This window comes from Fibrobacter sp. UWR2, assembly GCF_002210285.1.
In the GTDB taxonomy this organism is placed as follows: domain Bacteria; phylum Fibrobacterota; class Fibrobacteria; order Fibrobacterales; family Fibrobacteraceae; genus Fibrobacter.
Map to the genome: position 1 here is coordinate 63,014 of NZ_MWQE01000005.1, position 16,414 is coordinate 79,427.

The following is a 16,414-nucleotide window of genomic DNA, read 5'->3' on the forward strand; positions in this document are numbered from 1 at the left end:
CACACGGGAACTAGGCGGTGTTGCTTTATTGCAAAAAAAAATTTATTTATTGAGTATGAGCCGCCTTATCAATGTCTTTCTCGTTTTGGCCCTCTTTGCGGGAACTTCTTTCGCAAAGTATGTCGCCGTCCTAGAAACAGTTTCCGATAGCAAGGATGTCGTTTCGGTGCAGGAACGCCTGTATGTGACCAATATGCTTCGTGAACTGGCTGTACAGCAGCTTCCTGCTGAACAGAACTTTACCATCATGACCCGCGAGAACATCCAGGAGATGTTGCCGCCCGGGAAAACGATCGAGGATTGCGAGGGAACCTGCCTCGTGGAGACAGGCAAGAATATTCAGGCCGACTACGTGGCTCAGGCGCGTGTCAGCAAGGTTGGCTCGAAACTCGCTATCAGCGCGGAAATATACGAGACTGCCGGAAACAAGCTTCTTGCTAGCTTTAATGGGCTTGGTGCCGATGTGGATGCGCTTTTGGAAGTTGTCAAGACGAAGGCTCCCGATTTTTTCAAGAAGGTCCGCGGCGGTACGAAGGGTATCATTCGAACTGGATTTGATGGCGCAGAGAACCAGTCTTTCGCAATTCATGTCACGACCAATCCGCAGGGCGCCGCGCTGAGCATTGATGGCCGCCCGGTGCCGAAGTGCACGTCGACTCCGTGCCAGGTCCTCCTCGAATCAGGCGAACACCGCTTCCTCGCCGTACTCGACCAGCACGAGGATGCCGAAGGGGTTTTCTCGATTACTGGCAACGGTCAGCAGATTTCGCTAGACCTCGTGCCTCGCTACGGAACTCTTGTCGTCGATCCCGTGCTATCGGCCGGTGGAACGCTTGCTGAATTCAAGATGACGGTCGATGGCAACGAACAGGCTCCCGGCACGATCAAGCTGGATCCGGGAATCCATGCCGTGGAACTTAACCACCGTTGCTACAAGCCCGTATCTTTCAAGGTCGGAATCTACAAGGGCAAGGAAGAATCATTCAAGGATGCTCTCGTGCCGGTTGCTAGCGGTATCTCGCTTTCGGCAAGCAAGTCATCGGGCGAACCCCTCAAGCTCCCAGTGTTTGTCAACGGCAACTCGGTTGGCGAGACCCCGTATCTGGGAAGTGTTCCCCTGTGTTCGAAGATTGAAATAGGCGAGGGTTCCTCCAGGACAGCCCTGGACCTTACATTACTTCCTGGGGAGACGGTCGATTACGAATACGTCGTGCAGGAATCCAGCGGCCTCGGTAGTGTTTCGGGTGGTGCGCCGCTGAGGAAACGTCGCGGTGTCGCCCAGGACAAGACGGAATCGAAACCTGAACCCGGAACGAGCATCCCCTCGAACGTGAATACGAGTTCTTCTACCGACCTGATTGACCATGCGGCCTGGCTTCTGCCGGTATCTGCAGCGTTGCTGGGTGCAGGCATAACGCTGGGCATTCTTTTCAATAATTATGCAGAAGAGTGCTACCAGGCTGCGAATGCCGAAAATTATCAGGAAAAAATGGACGAGGCCAAGACAAATCAGACCATTCGGAATATTGGCTGGGGATTGACTGCGCTTGGAGGTTTCGGTTTCGCTTTGGGTGTGACTTTCCTCGTTTGGTAGGAATATTGAAATGCGTACGAAGACTTTTTTATCGATGTCGTGGCTTTTTGCCTTGGTCGCGCTACTGTTGTGCGCCTGTACTGACTATGCCCAGAAAATCAAGGACGAATTTGATCCGGATGATGCCAGCATGGCTGACAATGAGATTAAGGATACCTTGTACGGATACATGACAGACGGCCGTGATGGCCGTGGATACAGGACAATTAATATTGCAGGCCAGATATGGATGGCGGAGAACCTGAATTACGAAGTTGGGGATAGCTATTGCTATGAGGACAATAACCAGAATTGCGATACGTATGGTCGCCTTTATAAATGGAATGCTGCTTTGAATGCCTGTCCCGCCGGTTGGCACTTGCCTACAAGAATGGAAATTGAAACGCTGATAGGGAATGTTGGTGGCATGTCTACGGCCGCGACAATGCTGAAGTTTACCAAGGGTTGGGACGATAATGGTAATGGCTTGGATCCCTTTGGCTTCAGCGCGTTGCCTGCGGGCATGCTTGGCTATGAAGGATATTTTGATGGAATAGGCTTTACTGCGGGGTTCTGGAGCTCAACTGAAGGGGATAACGATACCCTTGCGAACTACCTGATCATGCGTAATGACTATGAAGAGGCTCGTCTGAATCAAGGGAGCCGGAATTACGGTTATTCCATACGCTGCCTTTATGGAGAAAGCGACCAGTCTTCAAGCAGTTTGGGGCCCGAGTCTTCATCCAGTCAACGCTCGTATGGGGAATTCTTTGACGATCGCGATGGCCGAACCTATAAGACTGTAGAAATTGGCTCGCAGACATGGATGGCTGAAAACCTCAGATTTGAAATGGATGATAGCTACTGTTATAACGATGAAGAACTCTACTGCATCGATTACGGTCGCCTCTATGTTTGGACTGCGGCACAAAATGCTTGCCCGGAAGGCTGGCACCTGCCTTCGCCAGAAGAGTTTGATACTCTGCTTGCAACGGTGGGCGGGGATGCAGGTTCTGCGTTGAGGATGGAATACGGCTGGAACTTTGCCAATCCCATCGATAATTCCTCTGGCTTTTCTGCGCTCCCTGGTGGATTTAGGGGCAATGACGGTAATTACTCCGATGAAGGCTCAAAGGCGTTCTTCTGGAGCAATTCCAAGGTATCAAATGGCACTTCTGGATATAATCTGGTAATAACCGACAATGGCGATGCATTGATACGTAATAACTATGATTCTGCTGATGGAAACAGTGTCCGTTGCATTATGGATGGCGAGGGTTCTCGTTCTTCCAGCAGCGCGGGATCCTCGTCTTCGTCTGTTGTCTTTTACCAGGATGAAGACCTCTTTGACGATCGCGACGGACAGACCTACAGGACCGTAACCATCGGCTCCCAGACCTGGATGGCGGAGAACTTGAATTACGGAAAAGAAGACAGTTTCTGTTTTGAATATGAAGAAGAAAATTGTGAAAGGTATGGACGTCTTTATCCATGGGAATCCGCACAATCGGCTTGTCCCGATGGCTGGCATTTGCCCTCACCGGAAGAATTCAGTACGCTGATTGATCTTGCGGGTGGGAAAGCCGTGGCTGGAGCACGCCTTAAGGCCGTAGATGGCTGGGAAGATGGTGCGATCAGTAGCGATGACTATGGCTTTACGGCACTCCCTGCCGGCCGCCGTGGATATTATCAAGATTTTACCGATAAAACCCTGGGTGCCTATTTCTGGAGTAATTCCAGGGTGCAGAACAGCACTGCTGCATATAATATGGATCTTCGCTTTGACACCGACAGTGCTATGGTGCGTGACAACCCCGATGCACATGATGGAAACAGTGTTCGCTGTGTCAGGGATCAATAGGTAGGTTGTAGAAGGTTCTGATATATGAAAAACTTCTTCGGCGTCATAGTTTCTTTTTCCGTTGCCGCATTGCTATGCGCCTGCACCGACTATGCGCAGAAAATCGAAGATGAGTATGGCCCAGAGGATTCCAGCGGGAAAGATGGTGTTTCTGGTGAAATGACCGACTACCGTGATGGCCGGACCTACAGGACTGTTACTCTCGGGGGTCAGGAATGGATGGCGGAAAATCTGAATTACAATACCCCAGCAAGTTTGTGCTTTGTTTATCTGGAGGAAAACTGCAGTAGTTATGGCCGCCTTTATGGTTGGCCGCTAGATGGAATTTGCCCTGATGGGTGGCATGTCCCTAGTGAAGCGGAATGGAGAACTCTTTTCTATTATGTAGGCGACAATTCGGGAACAAAGCTCAAGTCTACGAGTGGCTGGAAGGTCGGCATGAGCGGATCAGATGATTATGGTTTTTCTGCCATGGCTGCTGGAGCCGCCAGCTATGTCGATATGGAAACATACCGCGAATTGAATACCGATGCAAAGATCGATGTCCTGATAAAACCTACGGCGTATCAGAATACGGATAGGTGCAATGAGTATCATGCCTGGTACGACTGTGGAGACTTCTTTGTCGAAATCGTCAATAATGAGTCAAGTGCATTCAATAATCTTGAACTCCATTTCTATCTGGGGGCGACTCCTGCTCTGGAAAAGCCCATCAGTTTAGGTGAACCCCAAGTCAGCTTTGGAGAACAGACCGTAGATGAGAACGGTGAATGTTATTTGCCGATCCACATCGAAAGTTCGATCCCTGCTGGAGGTCGTATTGTTTTCCAGATAAAGTGGCCTTCGGCGACCTATGCGGATTTTATCAATGGTTGGTCTCTTTTGGAGCATAAGGGTGAAGGAGCCTTCGTTGAATTTGACGGAATCGACTTGTCGCAGGCACCATACTTCACGGGAGACGAAAGCCAGCGGAATGAGTTGAACTCACAGGGCTACGAGGTCGATTCATATACGCTGGATCCCTATATTCCTGTTTACTATAATGGGGCGCGTATTGCGGGGTATGGTCCATATTATGAACCGATCCTTTTCTTTAGCACGGGTGAATTCGCTGCTTTCTGGACCTCTTCCGCCAAAATTTATCCTGATAGCATTTATTACGCCGATTTGTCTAACGAATCTGCAAGCATTGTGGAAGATGCTTCGGATGGATTTCTTTCTGTCCGTTGCGTCAAGGATTAAATTTCTAAATTTGAGCCATGTACATTATCGTCGGTCTCGGAAATCCTGGTACTCAGTACTCTAACACGCACCACAACGCGGGCTTCATGGCGGTCGAAAAACTTGCCGACCCGAACAAGGACTGGAAAAGCGAACACAAGGCGCTCACCATGAAGGTGAACATCGCGGGCGAGGAATGCCTGCTCGCCAAGCCGCAGACGTACATGAACCTCTCGGGCGAGGCCGTGCATGCCCTTATGACCTGGTACAAGGTGAAGGTCGACCACCTGCTGGTCTTCAGCGACGACATTAACCTGGACGTGGGCCGCATCCGTTGCCGCAAGGACGGCAGTCACGGCGGGCAGAACGGGCTCAGGAACATCATCGAGCACGTGGGCGACAAGTTCCCGCGTATCCGTTTTGGCGTGGGCAAGTGCCCCCCGAAATTCGATTTGAGCAACTGGGTGCTCGCGAAGTTCTCTCCCGAGGACCGCCCCGCCTTCGAAGAGGCCATTTCCAAGGTCCCGGCGCTTGTTGAATGCTACTTTAAGCTTGGCATGGAGAAGTGCATGGAACGCTATAACGGAAAATAGTATAGCCGAGCCGCATTTTTTGATGTATATTTGGAGTAAGTGGAAAGGAGAAAATTTTGAATAAGCTTTTTATTGCATTCATCTTGTTGGCCGCTTTTAGCGCCAACGCACTTGTTACCCCGCAAACGCCCAAAAAAGATTCCGACGGCTGTTACCTTATTACTAATGCCGCGGAACTGTATGGCTTTGCCGATATGGTAAACTCCCGCGACTCGTCCGAGAAAACCTGCGCACGGCTTGATGCCGATATCACCATCAACAAGAACCTGCTCGATCCCGAGAAGGTCGCCGAGGCTGCTCGCGATACGGTCGATACGATTCCCCCTGCGCCATCTTGCCTGGAGTCGGAAGATCCGTGCGAGCTGGAAAAGTGGGTCCCCATAGGAAAGTCGAAAAATGTTTATTATACCGGAAGGTTCGATGGTCAAGGCCACACGATAAGTGGCCTGTATATCGATATGCCCGAGCGCGATAGCGTGGGCTTTTTCGGCGTGGCAGCTTACGGTGCTACAATCGAGAACTTGAATATCGTGGATTCCTATATCCGTGGGCGTGGCGATGTAGGCGGTGTGGCCGGCTACCTTCGCGGACGCATGTATAATAGCAGTTTTTCCGGAGTTGTCGTCGGTAACGGCTTTGTCGGCGGTGTAGTAGGCGGGCTCTACGGGTATCTTCTCTATTGTCACAACGACGGTTATGTTCGTGGCACGTCATATGTGGGCGGTGTGGCCGGCGGCGGCACGAGTGCTACGCTGGACAAGTGCTACAACACAGCTTCCGTTTTTGGAACCAGCGATGTTGCTGGCCTCCTTGGATATGGCGGTAACATAAGGTATTCCTACAACATCGGTCTCGTGAAAGGCTATAACTTTATTGCCGGTTTGATAGGCGAGGTGTTCGGGTCATCGGATACCGTTACGCATTCCTTCAATTACGGGAAAGTCATTGCAGGCTTGAACGGAAGGGATATTTATGGTGAGCAGACTTTCAGCAGTACTTACACGAACTTGACGAATAACTATTCCGTAGAGGGGGCGCGTCCGAAACAGTATTCGGGCATCCTGGATTCGGCGACGTTTGCGAGCGATTCCCTTGTGGATGCCTTCAACCGCATTGCCTTCGGGCTTTGGAAAAAGGGTGACCGGCATCCTGTTTTCGACGAAGCGGCCAAGCCCGAACTCAAGGACAGCGTGTACCAGATAAAGACACCCGCGCACTTGCTTTGGTATGCGGACTACGTCAACTACATGTTTGCCTACCCGAACACCAGCGCCATTCTTCTCGACGATATCGTGTTCAACAAGAATGTCATCGCTTCTGAATGTGTCCAGATGAACTACCCCTGCGATTTCCCCCAGTGGATTCCGATTGATGGTATAAGGTCGCTCCCGGATTACTACGGCTATACGGGAACCTTCGATGGCAATGGCCATTCCGTTTCCGGCCTCTATGTGACATCGTATGCATTTACTAGCGGCAAAATGTTGGCCATGTTTAACGACATTGACGATCGTGGAGTCGTCAAGGACCTGGTGCTTACGGATTCGTATTTTGGCGATGAACACCTGAACATCATCGCGTACGAAAATGACGGCCTGATTAGCGAATGTGCCGGCAAGTATTACGTGGACGGTACAAAGTATGATTGGGGCGCCGAGAGGGTGATTGCCGAACACACTTATACGGAATTTTCTGATTACCGCGATAAGATTGTCCAGAAATATGTGAATAATGACGGCCTCTGGTTCGATGGCAAAAGGCTCGCATTTACCAAGAGGGAATTCTGTTACTACAAGGATTCTACCGAGTGTCTCGATGAGGGCCATTTCTCTGTGCTAAGTGCACTAGGTGGCGAATATCCCAGGGTGCTGTTCCCGTATAAGAGGATGGCGTCCCCTCCGCGGTTTGTATCCCGTACGGATGCCCATCAGGTGACCATGGATAGCCTGGGCTACTTCGCGTACAAGTACAGGGCCTTTGTCAATGATACCATCTATTCGCAAAGCACTCCGAAAGAGGTGCATATGTTGCCGAATCGTTATAACTCCAGTTTCCCGGACCTTGAAGGATTCTGCCTGACCTATACCTCCGATCACGACATGTATTTCTCGACAAGCCAGTGCGGTGTGGTGTTGCCAAAGACTAGCGAACCGAAAACCGTGAACCTCCAACTGAAGGACTTTGAACGGACGGACAAGAGCGGGAAGGACACCACGAACTGCCGCGAAGCGTTGAAATCCGTGGGGTACTTCTATTTCGGGCACCGCGATACAGTGGATATCGAGGGCGTCGCGCGCATCTTCGAACTTGGACCCAAGGGAACCTGCAAGGGCGAGAAGAAAATCGCCGAGAATGAACCTGGGTTCTGCTATGACAGGGCCCTCAAGAGGAATTTCTGCGACAACCCGGATGACCCGATTATTCAGGCCCAGGCAAGCCGCGTATTGCCGGACGTGGACGTGACCCTTGCGGGCAAGACGCTCCTGTTCAAGGGTTTTTCCACGGGTGCCACCTACGACTTCGTGATGCTCAATGGTGCTATCGTCAAGAAGGGCTTTGCCATGCCGGCGGTAGATGTTTCGGATATCCGGGCGGGTGTATACGTAGTGCGCGTGCGCGACGGTGCCCGTAGCCTTGCAAAGAAGGTTATGCTGCGCTAATTTTTATTTATTTTGTTGATATGTCCAGTGAAAAAATGACATATGCGCTTACTGTGGCGGGCTTTGACGGCTCCGCCGGTGCGGGCTTTGTTGCCGACATCAAGACGATGGCGCACTTTGGCGTGTACGGCCAGGCGGTATGTACGGCGCTCACGCAACAGAACGAAGAAGAGTTTGTCGCCCCGGGCTGGGTCATATGGGACCGCATCGAGGCGCAGCTTGAAACGCTCTTTAAAAAGCATAAGTTCAAGTACGTGAAGATTGGCCTCGTGGAGAAGGCGCGCACGCTCAAGCGCATTGTGGATTTTGTCCGTAATGAATCTCCGGACGCGTTTATCGTGTGGGACCCGATTGCGAGTGCTTCGGCGGGGTTCCACTTTATGCGCGAGACCGACAAGTTTATCCCCGTAATGAAGTCGATTGACCTCGTGACTCCGAATCAGGACGAGTTTGCCTACCTGGGGCTCGGGCTTGCGCAGTCCCGCGGCGAAATCCACATGGGGCAGGACTTTGCGGTGCTGCTGAAGGGCGGGCACGCTCGGGGCAAGGAATCTGTCGATACGCTGTGGTACAAGGACGAACTGTGCAAGTTCAGGAGCCCGCGGCTCCCCGGCAAGGGCAAACACGGCACGGGCTGCGTGCTCTCTTCTGCAATTCTTGCGAACGTGGCGCTCGGACACGACCTGCCAGAAGCCTGCCAGATAGCGAAGAACTACATGGACGAATTTCTCCAGAGCGGGGAAGGCCGCCTCGGGTTTGTCTAAAAGGATTTTTTTAGGAGGAGTTATGAAGCGTTTGGGAGCTTTTTTCGCAATATTGTTTTGCCTTGTCGCCTGTGATGACGACGAGTCGTTTATGACAAGGCCGAGTGACGATAGTGAACTTTCGTCGTCTAGTAAGAAAGACGGGTCTTCGTCGAGCGGGAAAGGCAAATCCTCCTCTGCCGAAAAGGATGCTTCGTCTTCGAGCAAAAAAGCGGGCTCGTCGAGCAGTTCCAGCGAAGGTAAATTGGCTGAAGTGTCTAGCAGTTCTCTTGAAAGCTGCGAGGAACTCAAGGCAAGGCTACTTCCGGAGGGCGTGAAGTATGGAACCATGACTGACGAACGCGACGGCCATGTCTACAAGACCCTCTATGTCGGGGATTATATGTGGATGGCCGAGAACCTGGATTACGATTACAAGGTGGAAGGGGACTCCAGCGAGGGCAGCTGCACCACTAGGTGTTGTGAGATGCTAGGCCGTTCGTACCAGTGGAAAGATGCGATTGATTCTGCCGGTGTATTCTCGGGGGACGCCGCCGGTTGCGGCTATAAGGCGACTTCGAGACAATGCACGCAGACAGAACCTACGCAGGGAATTTGTCCGGAAGGCTGGCACTTGCCCAGTTCGTCTGAATGGAACCGCTTGTTTGGATATGTAAGTTCTTCGCGCCTAGGCCTTGAAGGGAACTATTGGACGTCGTATGACGCTTCGGGTGAGGAGGCTACTGCGGTATCCGCGAGGGATACCTCCAGAAAACTTGAACTTGACGATAAATACCATTACAAATTTATTCGCTGTGTGAAAAATGACTTTGATGCAACCACCTGGAACTGGCTGGTTTCCAAGGAAGAACGCTTTAATCCGGATATAGAGTATGGCGAGCTGAAGGATGAACGCGATAATCAAGTCTATAGGACCGTGACGGTGGGTGAGCAGACCTGGATGGCGGAAAACCTGAACTACATTGACACAAATAACGTCTCATATTGTTACAACTGGAATCCCAGAAGTTGCAGCGTGGCCGGTCGCTTATACCGCACTTTCAATAGGGATTCGACATGCCCTGCAGGGTGGCGTATTCCGAGCGAGTCTGACTGGCGGATTCTTTTTAATTCTGTTGGCGGGGAGAACAGGGCGAGCATGGCGCTGAAAACTGCTCGCGGATGGAACGGCATTGACGAGGTGGGCTTTAGTATACTCCCTGCAGGGTACCAATATTATTCATCCGGATATGGTTCATCGGGCCCCGTGTTTGCAGGAAGCGGCGAAGTAACCCAATTCTTGCCGAATGTCGTGGTGCGGAATAGCGGGCTGCATTTTGAATACAACCCGACTGCAAATGAAGGCTCGTACATTCGCTGCATTAAGGTGGAAACTACGGAAGACTAGCAAAGTTCAAGCGCTCGTCCGTGAACAATAAAGCCCCGCAGTGCGGGGCTTTTGAAATTTAGCGCGAGAGTCGTTCGCGAACGGTCGTCCGTGAGCAACAAAGCCCTCGGGTGTTAACCGAGGGCGGTTGACGCCTTTGGCGTCCGCGGCTTCACTCGGTCATAAAATTATGCAAGCATAATTTTGCGACACTCGTTTTGCACGCTTTTGCGAGAGTGAGCGCCAACCGGAGTAATTCAATCCCCGAGTTTAGCGCGAACGGTCGCCTGTAAACGGAAAAGGCCCGTATTAACGGGCCTTTGCAGTGAGAGCGAGCGCCATTCGGAGCAATTTAATCCCCGAGTTTGGCGCGAGCGGTCGCTTAATCGTCGTCTTCGGCGGGGCGCTTGGACATCTGCTTGCGCTTGATCGGGTCGAGCTCGTTCTTGCGGAGGCGCAGAATTTCCGGCGTGACTTCGATGCATTCATCTTCGTTGATGAAGGTGACGCATTCTTCCAGAGTCATGCGGCGGTACGGGGTCAGCTGGATCATGTCGTCAGCAGACTTGGAGCGCATGTTGGTGAGGTGCTTGCCCTTCGTGACGTTCACGGTGATATCCACGTCGCGGTTGTGTTCGCCCACGATCATGCCCGGATAAACTTCCGCACCCGGTCCGATGATGAGGTAGCCGCGGTCTTCCAGGTTGGAAAGCGCATAGCTGGCGGCTTCGCCCGGTTCCTTCGCGATGAGCACGCCGTTGATGCGTGTCGGGATTTCGCCTTTGTACGGCTGGTATTCCTTGAAGAAGGACTGCGTGACGGCGTAACCCTTGGAGAGCGAGAGGAGGCGCGGACGGATACCGATGAGGCCACGGCTCGGCACGATGAACTCGAGCGTCACGCGGTCGTTATCGTCGGTGACCATGTTCACCATTTCGCCCTTGCGCTGCTGGATTTCCTGGATGCAGGCGCCGCTGAATTCGCTCGGGACTTCGACCTTGAAGTCTTCGACCGGTTCCAGGAGCTTGCCGTTTTCGTCGTTGTGGAAAATCACCTGCGGGCTACCGATGGTGAACTCATAAAGTTCACGACGCATGTTCTCGACGAGGATGGTGAGGTGCAGAATGCCACGGCCAGATACCTTGAACGTGGAGGCGCCGTCGACCTTCTCGACGAGGAGGGCGGGGTCGGCCATGTGGGCGCGTTCCAGGCGTTCCTGGAGCTGGTTACCCGTCATGAACTTGCCACCGTACTTGCCGGCGAGGGGCGAGGTGTTCACGGTGAAGATCATGGAGATGGTCGGCGGGTCGATGTGAATGCGCGGCAGGTGCTTCGGGTTGTTCGCGGCGCTGATGGTATCGCCGATATCAAACGTGTCGAGGCCTGCGATAAGCACGATTTCGCCCGGGCCTGCTTCGTCGACCGGCTTCGGGGTGAGGCCTTCGTAGCGCAGAATCTTCTGCGGGCGGACCGTCTTCACGGTGCCGTCGGTAAAGGACTGTGCATAGGTCTGGTTCGGCTTGAGCACGCCCTGCTGCACACGGCCCACGGCCAGGCGGCCAAGGAAGGTGGAGTATTCGAGAGAGGCAATCTGCAGGAGCGGTTCGCCTGCCGGGTCGCCCTTCGGGGCCGGAATGCGCTCGATAATCTTGTCCATGAGGATGCTGAAGTCGCCGTCCGGGTCTTCCATCTCGGCCTTGCAGATGCCCTTGCGACCGGAACCGAACACCTTATCGAAGTCAAGCTGTTCTTCGTTGGCGTCGAGTTCGCAGAACAGGTCGAACACCTTGTCGAGGGCTCCGTGCGGGTTGCAGCCGTCGCGGTCGATCTTGTTCACCACCACGATGGGGATGAGCCCGAGTTCGAGAGCCTTCTGCGTCACGAAGCGGGTCTGGGCCATCGGGCCTTCGAATGCGTCTACGACCAACAGAACGCCGTCCACGGTACCGAGAACGCGTTCCACCTGGCCACCGAAGTCGGCGTGCCCCGGGGTATCGACGATGTTCACGCGGTAGCCCTTGTACATGACGCTCGTGTTCTTGCTGAGGATGGTGATGCCGCGTTCGCGTTCCAGGTTGTCGGAATCCATCACGCGTTCGTTGACTTCTTCACCTTCGTGGAAGGTTCCACACTGCTTGAGGAGCTGGTCGACGAGGGTGGTCTTACCGTGGTCAACGTGGGCGATAATGGCGACGTTTCTGATTTTAGATTGATCCATGGACTGCCTGTAATGGTTGTAATTTTTGCGCGCAAATTTAGCAAAATGAGCCTTATATGGCAAGTTCAGACGAATTTTTACTATATTTACAGGCATGGCAAAAGAATTTGACGACTTTGAAAATGATGAAATGGATGAATCCGCCAAGGAATTCTTCCCCGAAGAAGAAAACCTTGCCCCGGTTGTTCGTGATTACAGTGAGCGCCGTATCCTGATCTGGGAAGACGACGACGTACGCCGCAATGCATGCCTCGAGGTGCTTTCTGACCTGCTGGTGGGCGCCACCTTCAAGGCGGTGAAGACCGAGGCCGAAGCCATGGAACAGATCGAGAACGATGACTGGGATACCTTCGTGGTGGATTTCTACACCGAAGGCGTTTCGGCAAGCGATTTCGTAAAGTGCGCGAACAACTATCCGGGTTCCATCCTCGTGGCCATCAACATGGCTCCGCTCACGCTCCCCGATGAGCGCGACCCGGCCAAGACGGAACTGTTGCGCCGCCTGTTCGACATCGAAAAGCCTGTGACGCAGTTGCACGGCTAGTCCGCTCTGCCAAAGAATTTACAGAATTTGAAAAACGGGTTCGCCATTCCGGCGAGCCCGTTTGAATATTTGCGAACTAGTCGCAGAAGGTCGCGATGCCCGGTGTAGGTGTGCCCAGACACCAGTTCTCGGGATTTTCGCGGTCGTCCCACGCGCCGATGTTCAGGTGCGAACTCCTTGTCGTAGAACTGGAGTTGTTTAGCGGTGCGGCACTCAGGTGCAGCGAGTCCACCTTGCCGTAATAGACGGAATCCATGATTTCTCCGTCGCAGTGCAGTACGATGGAGGCTGCCGTCGAACCGTTGCTCTTGAGGAACGTGGGCATATTTTCGGTATGGCGGTATTCCTCTGGCGTGTTCGGGTTCGTGTCGTTGCCGAGTACGAGTGCCTCGCGCGGGGGCAGCACGAGCGATTCGATGATTGCGGATTCCTTCGGGAGGGTACTTTTCCCGATGGAACATCCCGTAATTTCGAGCGTGTCGTTGCTCCCGTTGTAGATTTCCACGAAGTCAAATGCAGTGGAGTCGCTCTTGACCGGGTTCACGAGGAATTCGCTGATGACCATGTCGCCTTCTGCGGGCGCCCTGCGTGCTGCGGGGAGTTCCAGCGGGAATACCATCTCCACTCCATCGGAAAGCTGTAGCGACACGCTGATTTTTGCACGGAGCGAATTAATCTGTAATTCCGGGACGGGAGTGTTCTCGTCGATGTGTACGCTGTCCTCGATGCTGTAGATGGCGTTACCCGCGGCATCGCGCAGGGTGAGCGTAAACGCATAGTCCACTCCGAGTGGGAGCATGTCGCTTGTGAATACGGCTGTAGAGCCTTCGATGGCCATCGGGTATTCGAACGTATCCGATTCGGATTGCAGCCTGAGCAAGCCTGATGTGATTCCTGTGGGGTTGCCGAACCCGAGGGGGATTTCTACGTAGATGAATCCGACTACCGCATGCATCGGAATGGAAACGTTCGCGATTTCGCCAGCCGAAAGCTTGGTCTCGACTTCGCCTTTTTGCATGAGCGATCCGTTAGCATACAGCTTCGCCACGAATTTCCAGTGGTCGTGCGGGAATAGGTCCAGGTTGAACCCTGTTTCCTTGGCCCCGAGCTTCATGTGGAGCGTATCCGCGCCATAGCAGTCGACAACGATGCTGTCGGTGAGGGGGACTGCCGTGTGGCTGAGTCGCAGCGCGACGCTTGCCGTTTTTGTATCGGCGGTGCCGACGGGGGAGTTTTCGCGGTCATCGCTTCCGCAGTGGCATAGGGCGAGGGCGCACATGGCGACGGCAAGTGCTTTTGCCTTTTTCTTGAATGCAGGACTCATAAAACCTCCTTGTATGGTTGGTCCATACCCTTAATACGGTTTAGGAGGCAAAATCAGCCTTTTTGATACTCTTTTTTTGTAAAATGGTGCTTAATCGTGCGGATTAAGCACGCTTTTTGTTTGTTGAGCGGCAATTCAGGAACGATGTACCCGCCTAGAGTTTCAGCCGGGATTTTCCTCCGGCGACTCTCTGGTTCTGCAGTTTCTCGGCGCAGGCCTTGTCTTGCCGGAGGATTTTCACGAGCGCGCTGGGCGAAAGTCCGAACGCGGCCGCAGCCGCCTTCGTGTCGCCGGCCTTTGTTGCCATGATGTCGAAAACGTGGGCGACGAACAGCGGAAACAGCGCGTTGGAGGGCTGTATATGGCCGTTGCTCCCGGGGAAGGGTATTTCGGGGCCTGCGGGCGTTTCGCGGACATTCAGGGCGATTGCCATCTGCATGCGGTGCAGCGCATGGGTCTTGTTTTCCTTCGCGCTTCTCGCTTCGCACGATTTGATTTCTAAATTGTATTCACGTAGGCAAAGTTGTACGCCTGTGTTGGTCTTGTTGCGGTGTTGACCGCCGGGGCCACTTCCCTGAAACGCTTTCTGCGTGCAGGCGGCAAGCAACTGGTCCAAAGACATTCTTAGGTAGGTATCGCGATGCATATCCTGAAAAATAAAATTGTTGCAATGTTCTCGCTTGCGCTTGCTTTCGGAATTACCGCCTGTGCGGGCACTGCTGGGCAATCGGGTGACGGAAAACCGGCAGAATCGGGGGCAAGCGCCCAGGAGAAAAATGCCCAGTACGAGGGCCAGCTGCAGGACAAGCAGGCCATGCTGGAAAACATGTTTAACGGGTTCCTTTCTGCCGTGCGCAATGGTTCGGATGCCGAGACCCTCTACGGTTTCTTGACCGATACATCTGAATACTGGCTCGATACGCTCGAGAACCACGCGAAGGTCTACAATTCCGAGGCCCTGGATACTTGCCAGTTCTACGAGGCGTATACCATAATCCTCTACCGCCTTTACGAACGCGAACACCTGTGGGAAACGGACGAAGACCGCATGCTCTTTATGATGCTCAGCAAGAGCGGCATGCTCGACCGCTTCACGAATTTGCCGCTTGGCCCGATGAAGGTGAAGAACGACCGTGGAAGCATCGGCCTTGCAAAGAGCCCGGAAGTGCCCATCATGATTTTCGAATGGGATGACCAGAACTGGAAACTCAACCTGCCCGAAACCGTCCCGCTCATCACGAAGGGTATCGAGTCTATCGCCGTGAAGAAAAACTGGAATGGCAAGAAACTTGCTCTCTACTGGATCGAGAAGGAATACCACATGACGTATTCCAGGCTTGACGAAAGCTTGCTTGAACCCATCGGTTTCTAACGGGGGCCTTTGATGCGGCTCTTTACAGCATTTCTGTTGCTTGCCTTTGTCGTGGGCTTTGCAAAGCCTGCCCAGAAACCGGTGCCTGCGAAGGGTTCTCCGGCTGCCCCCGCCAGGCTGATTGGTGCGGTGGATTCCCGTACGGAATTCCCTGGCGCGAGAATGTTTTCCGTGCTGGATTCTGTCGGCGGTACGGGCACCTGGATGGAATGGGATGTGAACGGCATCCGGGACCCGTCCGTGATGTACGTGCTCGACCCGCTTCTCAAGTCGGCAAACAAGCCCAAGATGGTCTGGGTTATCTCGGAGCGTGAAAAGCCCCTCATGGCGGTGTTGCTCCCGAAAGGGGCCGGCGAGGTACTTGCCTTTTATGAACTTGCTGCCCTCGACGCAAAGCCTGTCCCCCTGCAGATGAACCGCGTGCTCAGCCCCGATGTGGTGTTCCGCGACTACAGGCAGGTGAGCACATCCGAATTTGTCCACCTGGACAGACCTTCACTGAAGGCTACGGCGACGGAGAAGTCCATTCGGTTCACGTACACGAATCCCGATGCGAGTCCGCTCCGTTTTGACAGCGACTTCACGAAAAAGACTGTCGTCGAGAAGAAGAACGAGGTCCGCAACTACCACGACTTTTTCGAGTACGAGTATGTGCTGATGCTGCGCGCCTTCGTTCAGTCGACCCGCGGGCTTTTCAACTGGCAGGCCTGGCACTGGTACATGCCCGCTTTCAATGCTCGCGCCATGATTTCGGACAAGGAACTCGAGGCCATACTCTCGAAGGGCGTGCCTCCGCAGTCCATCACCATTTTCAAGATGAAGGCGGAAGGTGGTCAGTGGGTTGAATTTAAGACTAGCGGCAATGGTTTTTACGAAATGGTAATCACGAATCCTTAGTTTTTAGGAACCTGAATTTGT

At 53.3% G+C, this 16,414-nt stretch carries 13 protein-coding genes; 10 read left to right on the forward strand and 3 right to left on the reverse strand.

From position 1 onward, the window contains the following. Nucleotides 1–55 precede the first annotated feature (55 nt). From B7994_RS08590 to B7994_RS08620, 7 genes are read left to right on the forward strand one after another with little or no spacing between them, the layout of a single operon-like run. The gene (locus B7994_RS08590; protein WP_088638052.1) at nucleotides 56–1,594 is read left to right on the forward strand and encodes a PEGA domain-containing protein; all 1,539 of its coding nucleotides are present in this window, start codon (nucleotides 56–58) and stop codon (nucleotides 1,592–1,594) included. A 10-nt stretch (nucleotides 1,595–1,604) separates the two neighbouring features. After that, nucleotides 1,605–3,434, forward strand: coding sequence for a fibrobacter succinogenes major paralogous domain-containing protein (locus tag B7994_RS08595; protein ID WP_088638053.1), 1,830 nt, complete (start codon nucleotides 1,605–1,607; stop codon nucleotides 3,432–3,434). Nucleotides 3,435–3,458: 24 nt separating this feature from the next. Next, nucleotides 3,459–4,676: an FISUMP domain-containing protein gene (locus B7994_RS08600; protein WP_088638054.1), complete on the forward strand. Its 1,218-nt coding sequence runs from the start codon at nucleotides 3,459–3,461 to the stop codon at nucleotides 4,674–4,676. Between the two features lie 17 nt (nucleotides 4,677–4,693). After that, nucleotides 4,694–5,248, forward strand: coding sequence for an aminoacyl-tRNA hydrolase (gene pth, locus B7994_RS08605; RefSeq protein ID WP_088638055.1), 555 nt, complete (start codon nucleotides 4,694–4,696; stop codon nucleotides 5,246–5,248). 56 nt (nucleotides 5,249–5,304) lie between these two features. Further along, nucleotides 5,305–7,908 (forward strand): hypothetical protein, encoded by a 2,604-nt coding sequence (locus B7994_RS08610; RefSeq protein WP_088638056.1) that lies wholly within the window; start codon nucleotides 5,305–5,307, stop codon nucleotides 7,906–7,908. A gap of 20 nt (nucleotides 7,909–7,928) precedes the next feature. Then, nucleotides 7,929–8,672: a hydroxymethylpyrimidine/phosphomethylpyrimidine kinase gene (locus B7994_RS08615; RefSeq protein WP_233143128.1), complete on the forward strand. Its 744-nt coding sequence runs from the start codon at nucleotides 7,929–7,931 to the stop codon at nucleotides 8,670–8,672. Between the two features lie 22 nt (nucleotides 8,673–8,694). Then, the gene (locus tag B7994_RS08620) at nucleotides 8,695–10,059 is read left to right on the forward strand and encodes an FISUMP domain-containing protein (RefSeq protein WP_088638058.1); all 1,365 of its coding nucleotides are present in this window, start codon (nucleotides 8,695–8,697) and stop codon (nucleotides 10,057–10,059) included. Between the two features lie 361 nt (nucleotides 10,060–10,420). Here B7994_RS08620 and typA read toward each other — a convergent pair whose 3' ends face one another. After that, a complete protein-coding gene (gene typA / locus B7994_RS08625; protein WP_088638059.1) occupies nucleotides 10,421–12,256 on the reverse strand; it encodes a translational GTPase TypA in 1,836 nt (611 codons plus the stop codon). Between the two features lie 94 nt (nucleotides 12,257–12,350). Between typA and B7994_RS08630 the strand changes: the two genes are divergently transcribed. Next, a complete protein-coding gene (locus B7994_RS08630; protein ID WP_088638060.1) occupies nucleotides 12,351–12,800 on the forward strand; it encodes a hypothetical protein in 450 nt (149 codons plus the stop codon). Between the two features lie 76 nt (nucleotides 12,801–12,876). Here B7994_RS08630 and B7994_RS08635 read toward each other — a convergent pair whose 3' ends face one another. Continuing rightward, nucleotides 12,877–14,124 (reverse strand): lamin tail domain-containing protein, encoded by a 1,248-nt coding sequence (locus tag B7994_RS08635; protein WP_088638061.1) that lies wholly within the window; start codon nucleotides 14,122–14,124, stop codon nucleotides 12,877–12,879. 154 nt (nucleotides 14,125–14,278) lie between these two features. After that, entirely contained in the window at nucleotides 14,279–14,770 is a 492-nt protein-coding gene (locus B7994_RS08640; RefSeq protein WP_088638062.1) for a peptide chain release factor-like protein, read from the reverse strand. 24 nt (nucleotides 14,771–14,794) lie between these two features. On the opposite strand from B7994_RS08640, the gene B7994_RS08645 reads away from it, so the two are divergent. Both B7994_RS08645 and B7994_RS08650 read left to right on the forward strand, forming a co-directional pair. Then, nucleotides 14,795–15,496 (forward strand): hypothetical protein, encoded by a 702-nt coding sequence (locus B7994_RS08645; protein WP_233143130.1) that lies wholly within the window; start codon nucleotides 14,795–14,797, stop codon nucleotides 15,494–15,496. Nucleotides 15,497–15,508: 12 nt separating this feature from the next. Further along, entirely contained in the window at nucleotides 15,509–16,393 is an 885-nt protein-coding gene (locus tag B7994_RS08650; RefSeq protein WP_144063816.1) for a hypothetical protein, read from the forward strand. Nucleotides 16,394–16,414 lie beyond the last annotated feature (21 nt).

Bases quoted from the DNA above. Each gene is read 5' to 3' on its own strand.
- B7994_RS08645 (WP_233143130.1), top strand. From the start codon at position 14,795: ATGTTCTCGCTTGCGCTTGCTTTCGGAATTACCGCCTGTGCGGGCACT.
- B7994_RS08615 (WP_233143128.1), top strand. From the start codon at position 7,929: ATGTCCAGTGAAAAAATGACATATGCGCTTACTGTGGCGGGCTTTGAC.
- typA (WP_088638059.1), bottom strand. From the start codon at position 12,256: ATGGATCAATCTAAAATCAGAAACGTCGCCATTATCGCCCACGTTGAC.
- pth (WP_088638055.1), top strand. From the start codon at position 4,694: ATGTACATTATCGTCGGTCTCGGAAATCCTGGTACTCAGTACTCTAAC.
- B7994_RS08630 (WP_088638060.1), top strand. From the start codon at position 12,351: ATGGCAAAAGAATTTGACGACTTTGAAAATGATGAAATGGATGAATCC.
- B7994_RS08650 (WP_144063816.1), top strand. From the start codon at position 15,509: ATGCGGCTCTTTACAGCATTTCTGTTGCTTGCCTTTGTCGTGGGCTTT.
- B7994_RS08620 (WP_088638058.1), top strand. From the start codon at position 8,695: ATGAAGCGTTTGGGAGCTTTTTTCGCAATATTGTTTTGCCTTGTCGCC.
- B7994_RS08600 (WP_088638054.1), top strand. From the start codon at position 3,459: ATGAAAAACTTCTTCGGCGTCATAGTTTCTTTTTCCGTTGCCGCATTG.
- B7994_RS08590 (WP_088638052.1), top strand. From the start codon at position 56: ATGAGCCGCCTTATCAATGTCTTTCTCGTTTTGGCCCTCTTTGCGGGA.
- B7994_RS08595 (WP_088638053.1), top strand. From the start codon at position 1,605: ATGCGTACGAAGACTTTTTTATCGATGTCGTGGCTTTTTGCCTTGGTC.
- B7994_RS08640 (WP_088638062.1), bottom strand. From the start codon at position 14,770: ATGCATCGCGATACCTACCTAAGAATGTCTTTGGACCAGTTGCTTGCC.
- B7994_RS08635 (WP_088638061.1), bottom strand. From the start codon at position 14,124: ATGAGTCCTGCATTCAAGAAAAAGGCAAAAGCACTTGCCGTCGCCATG.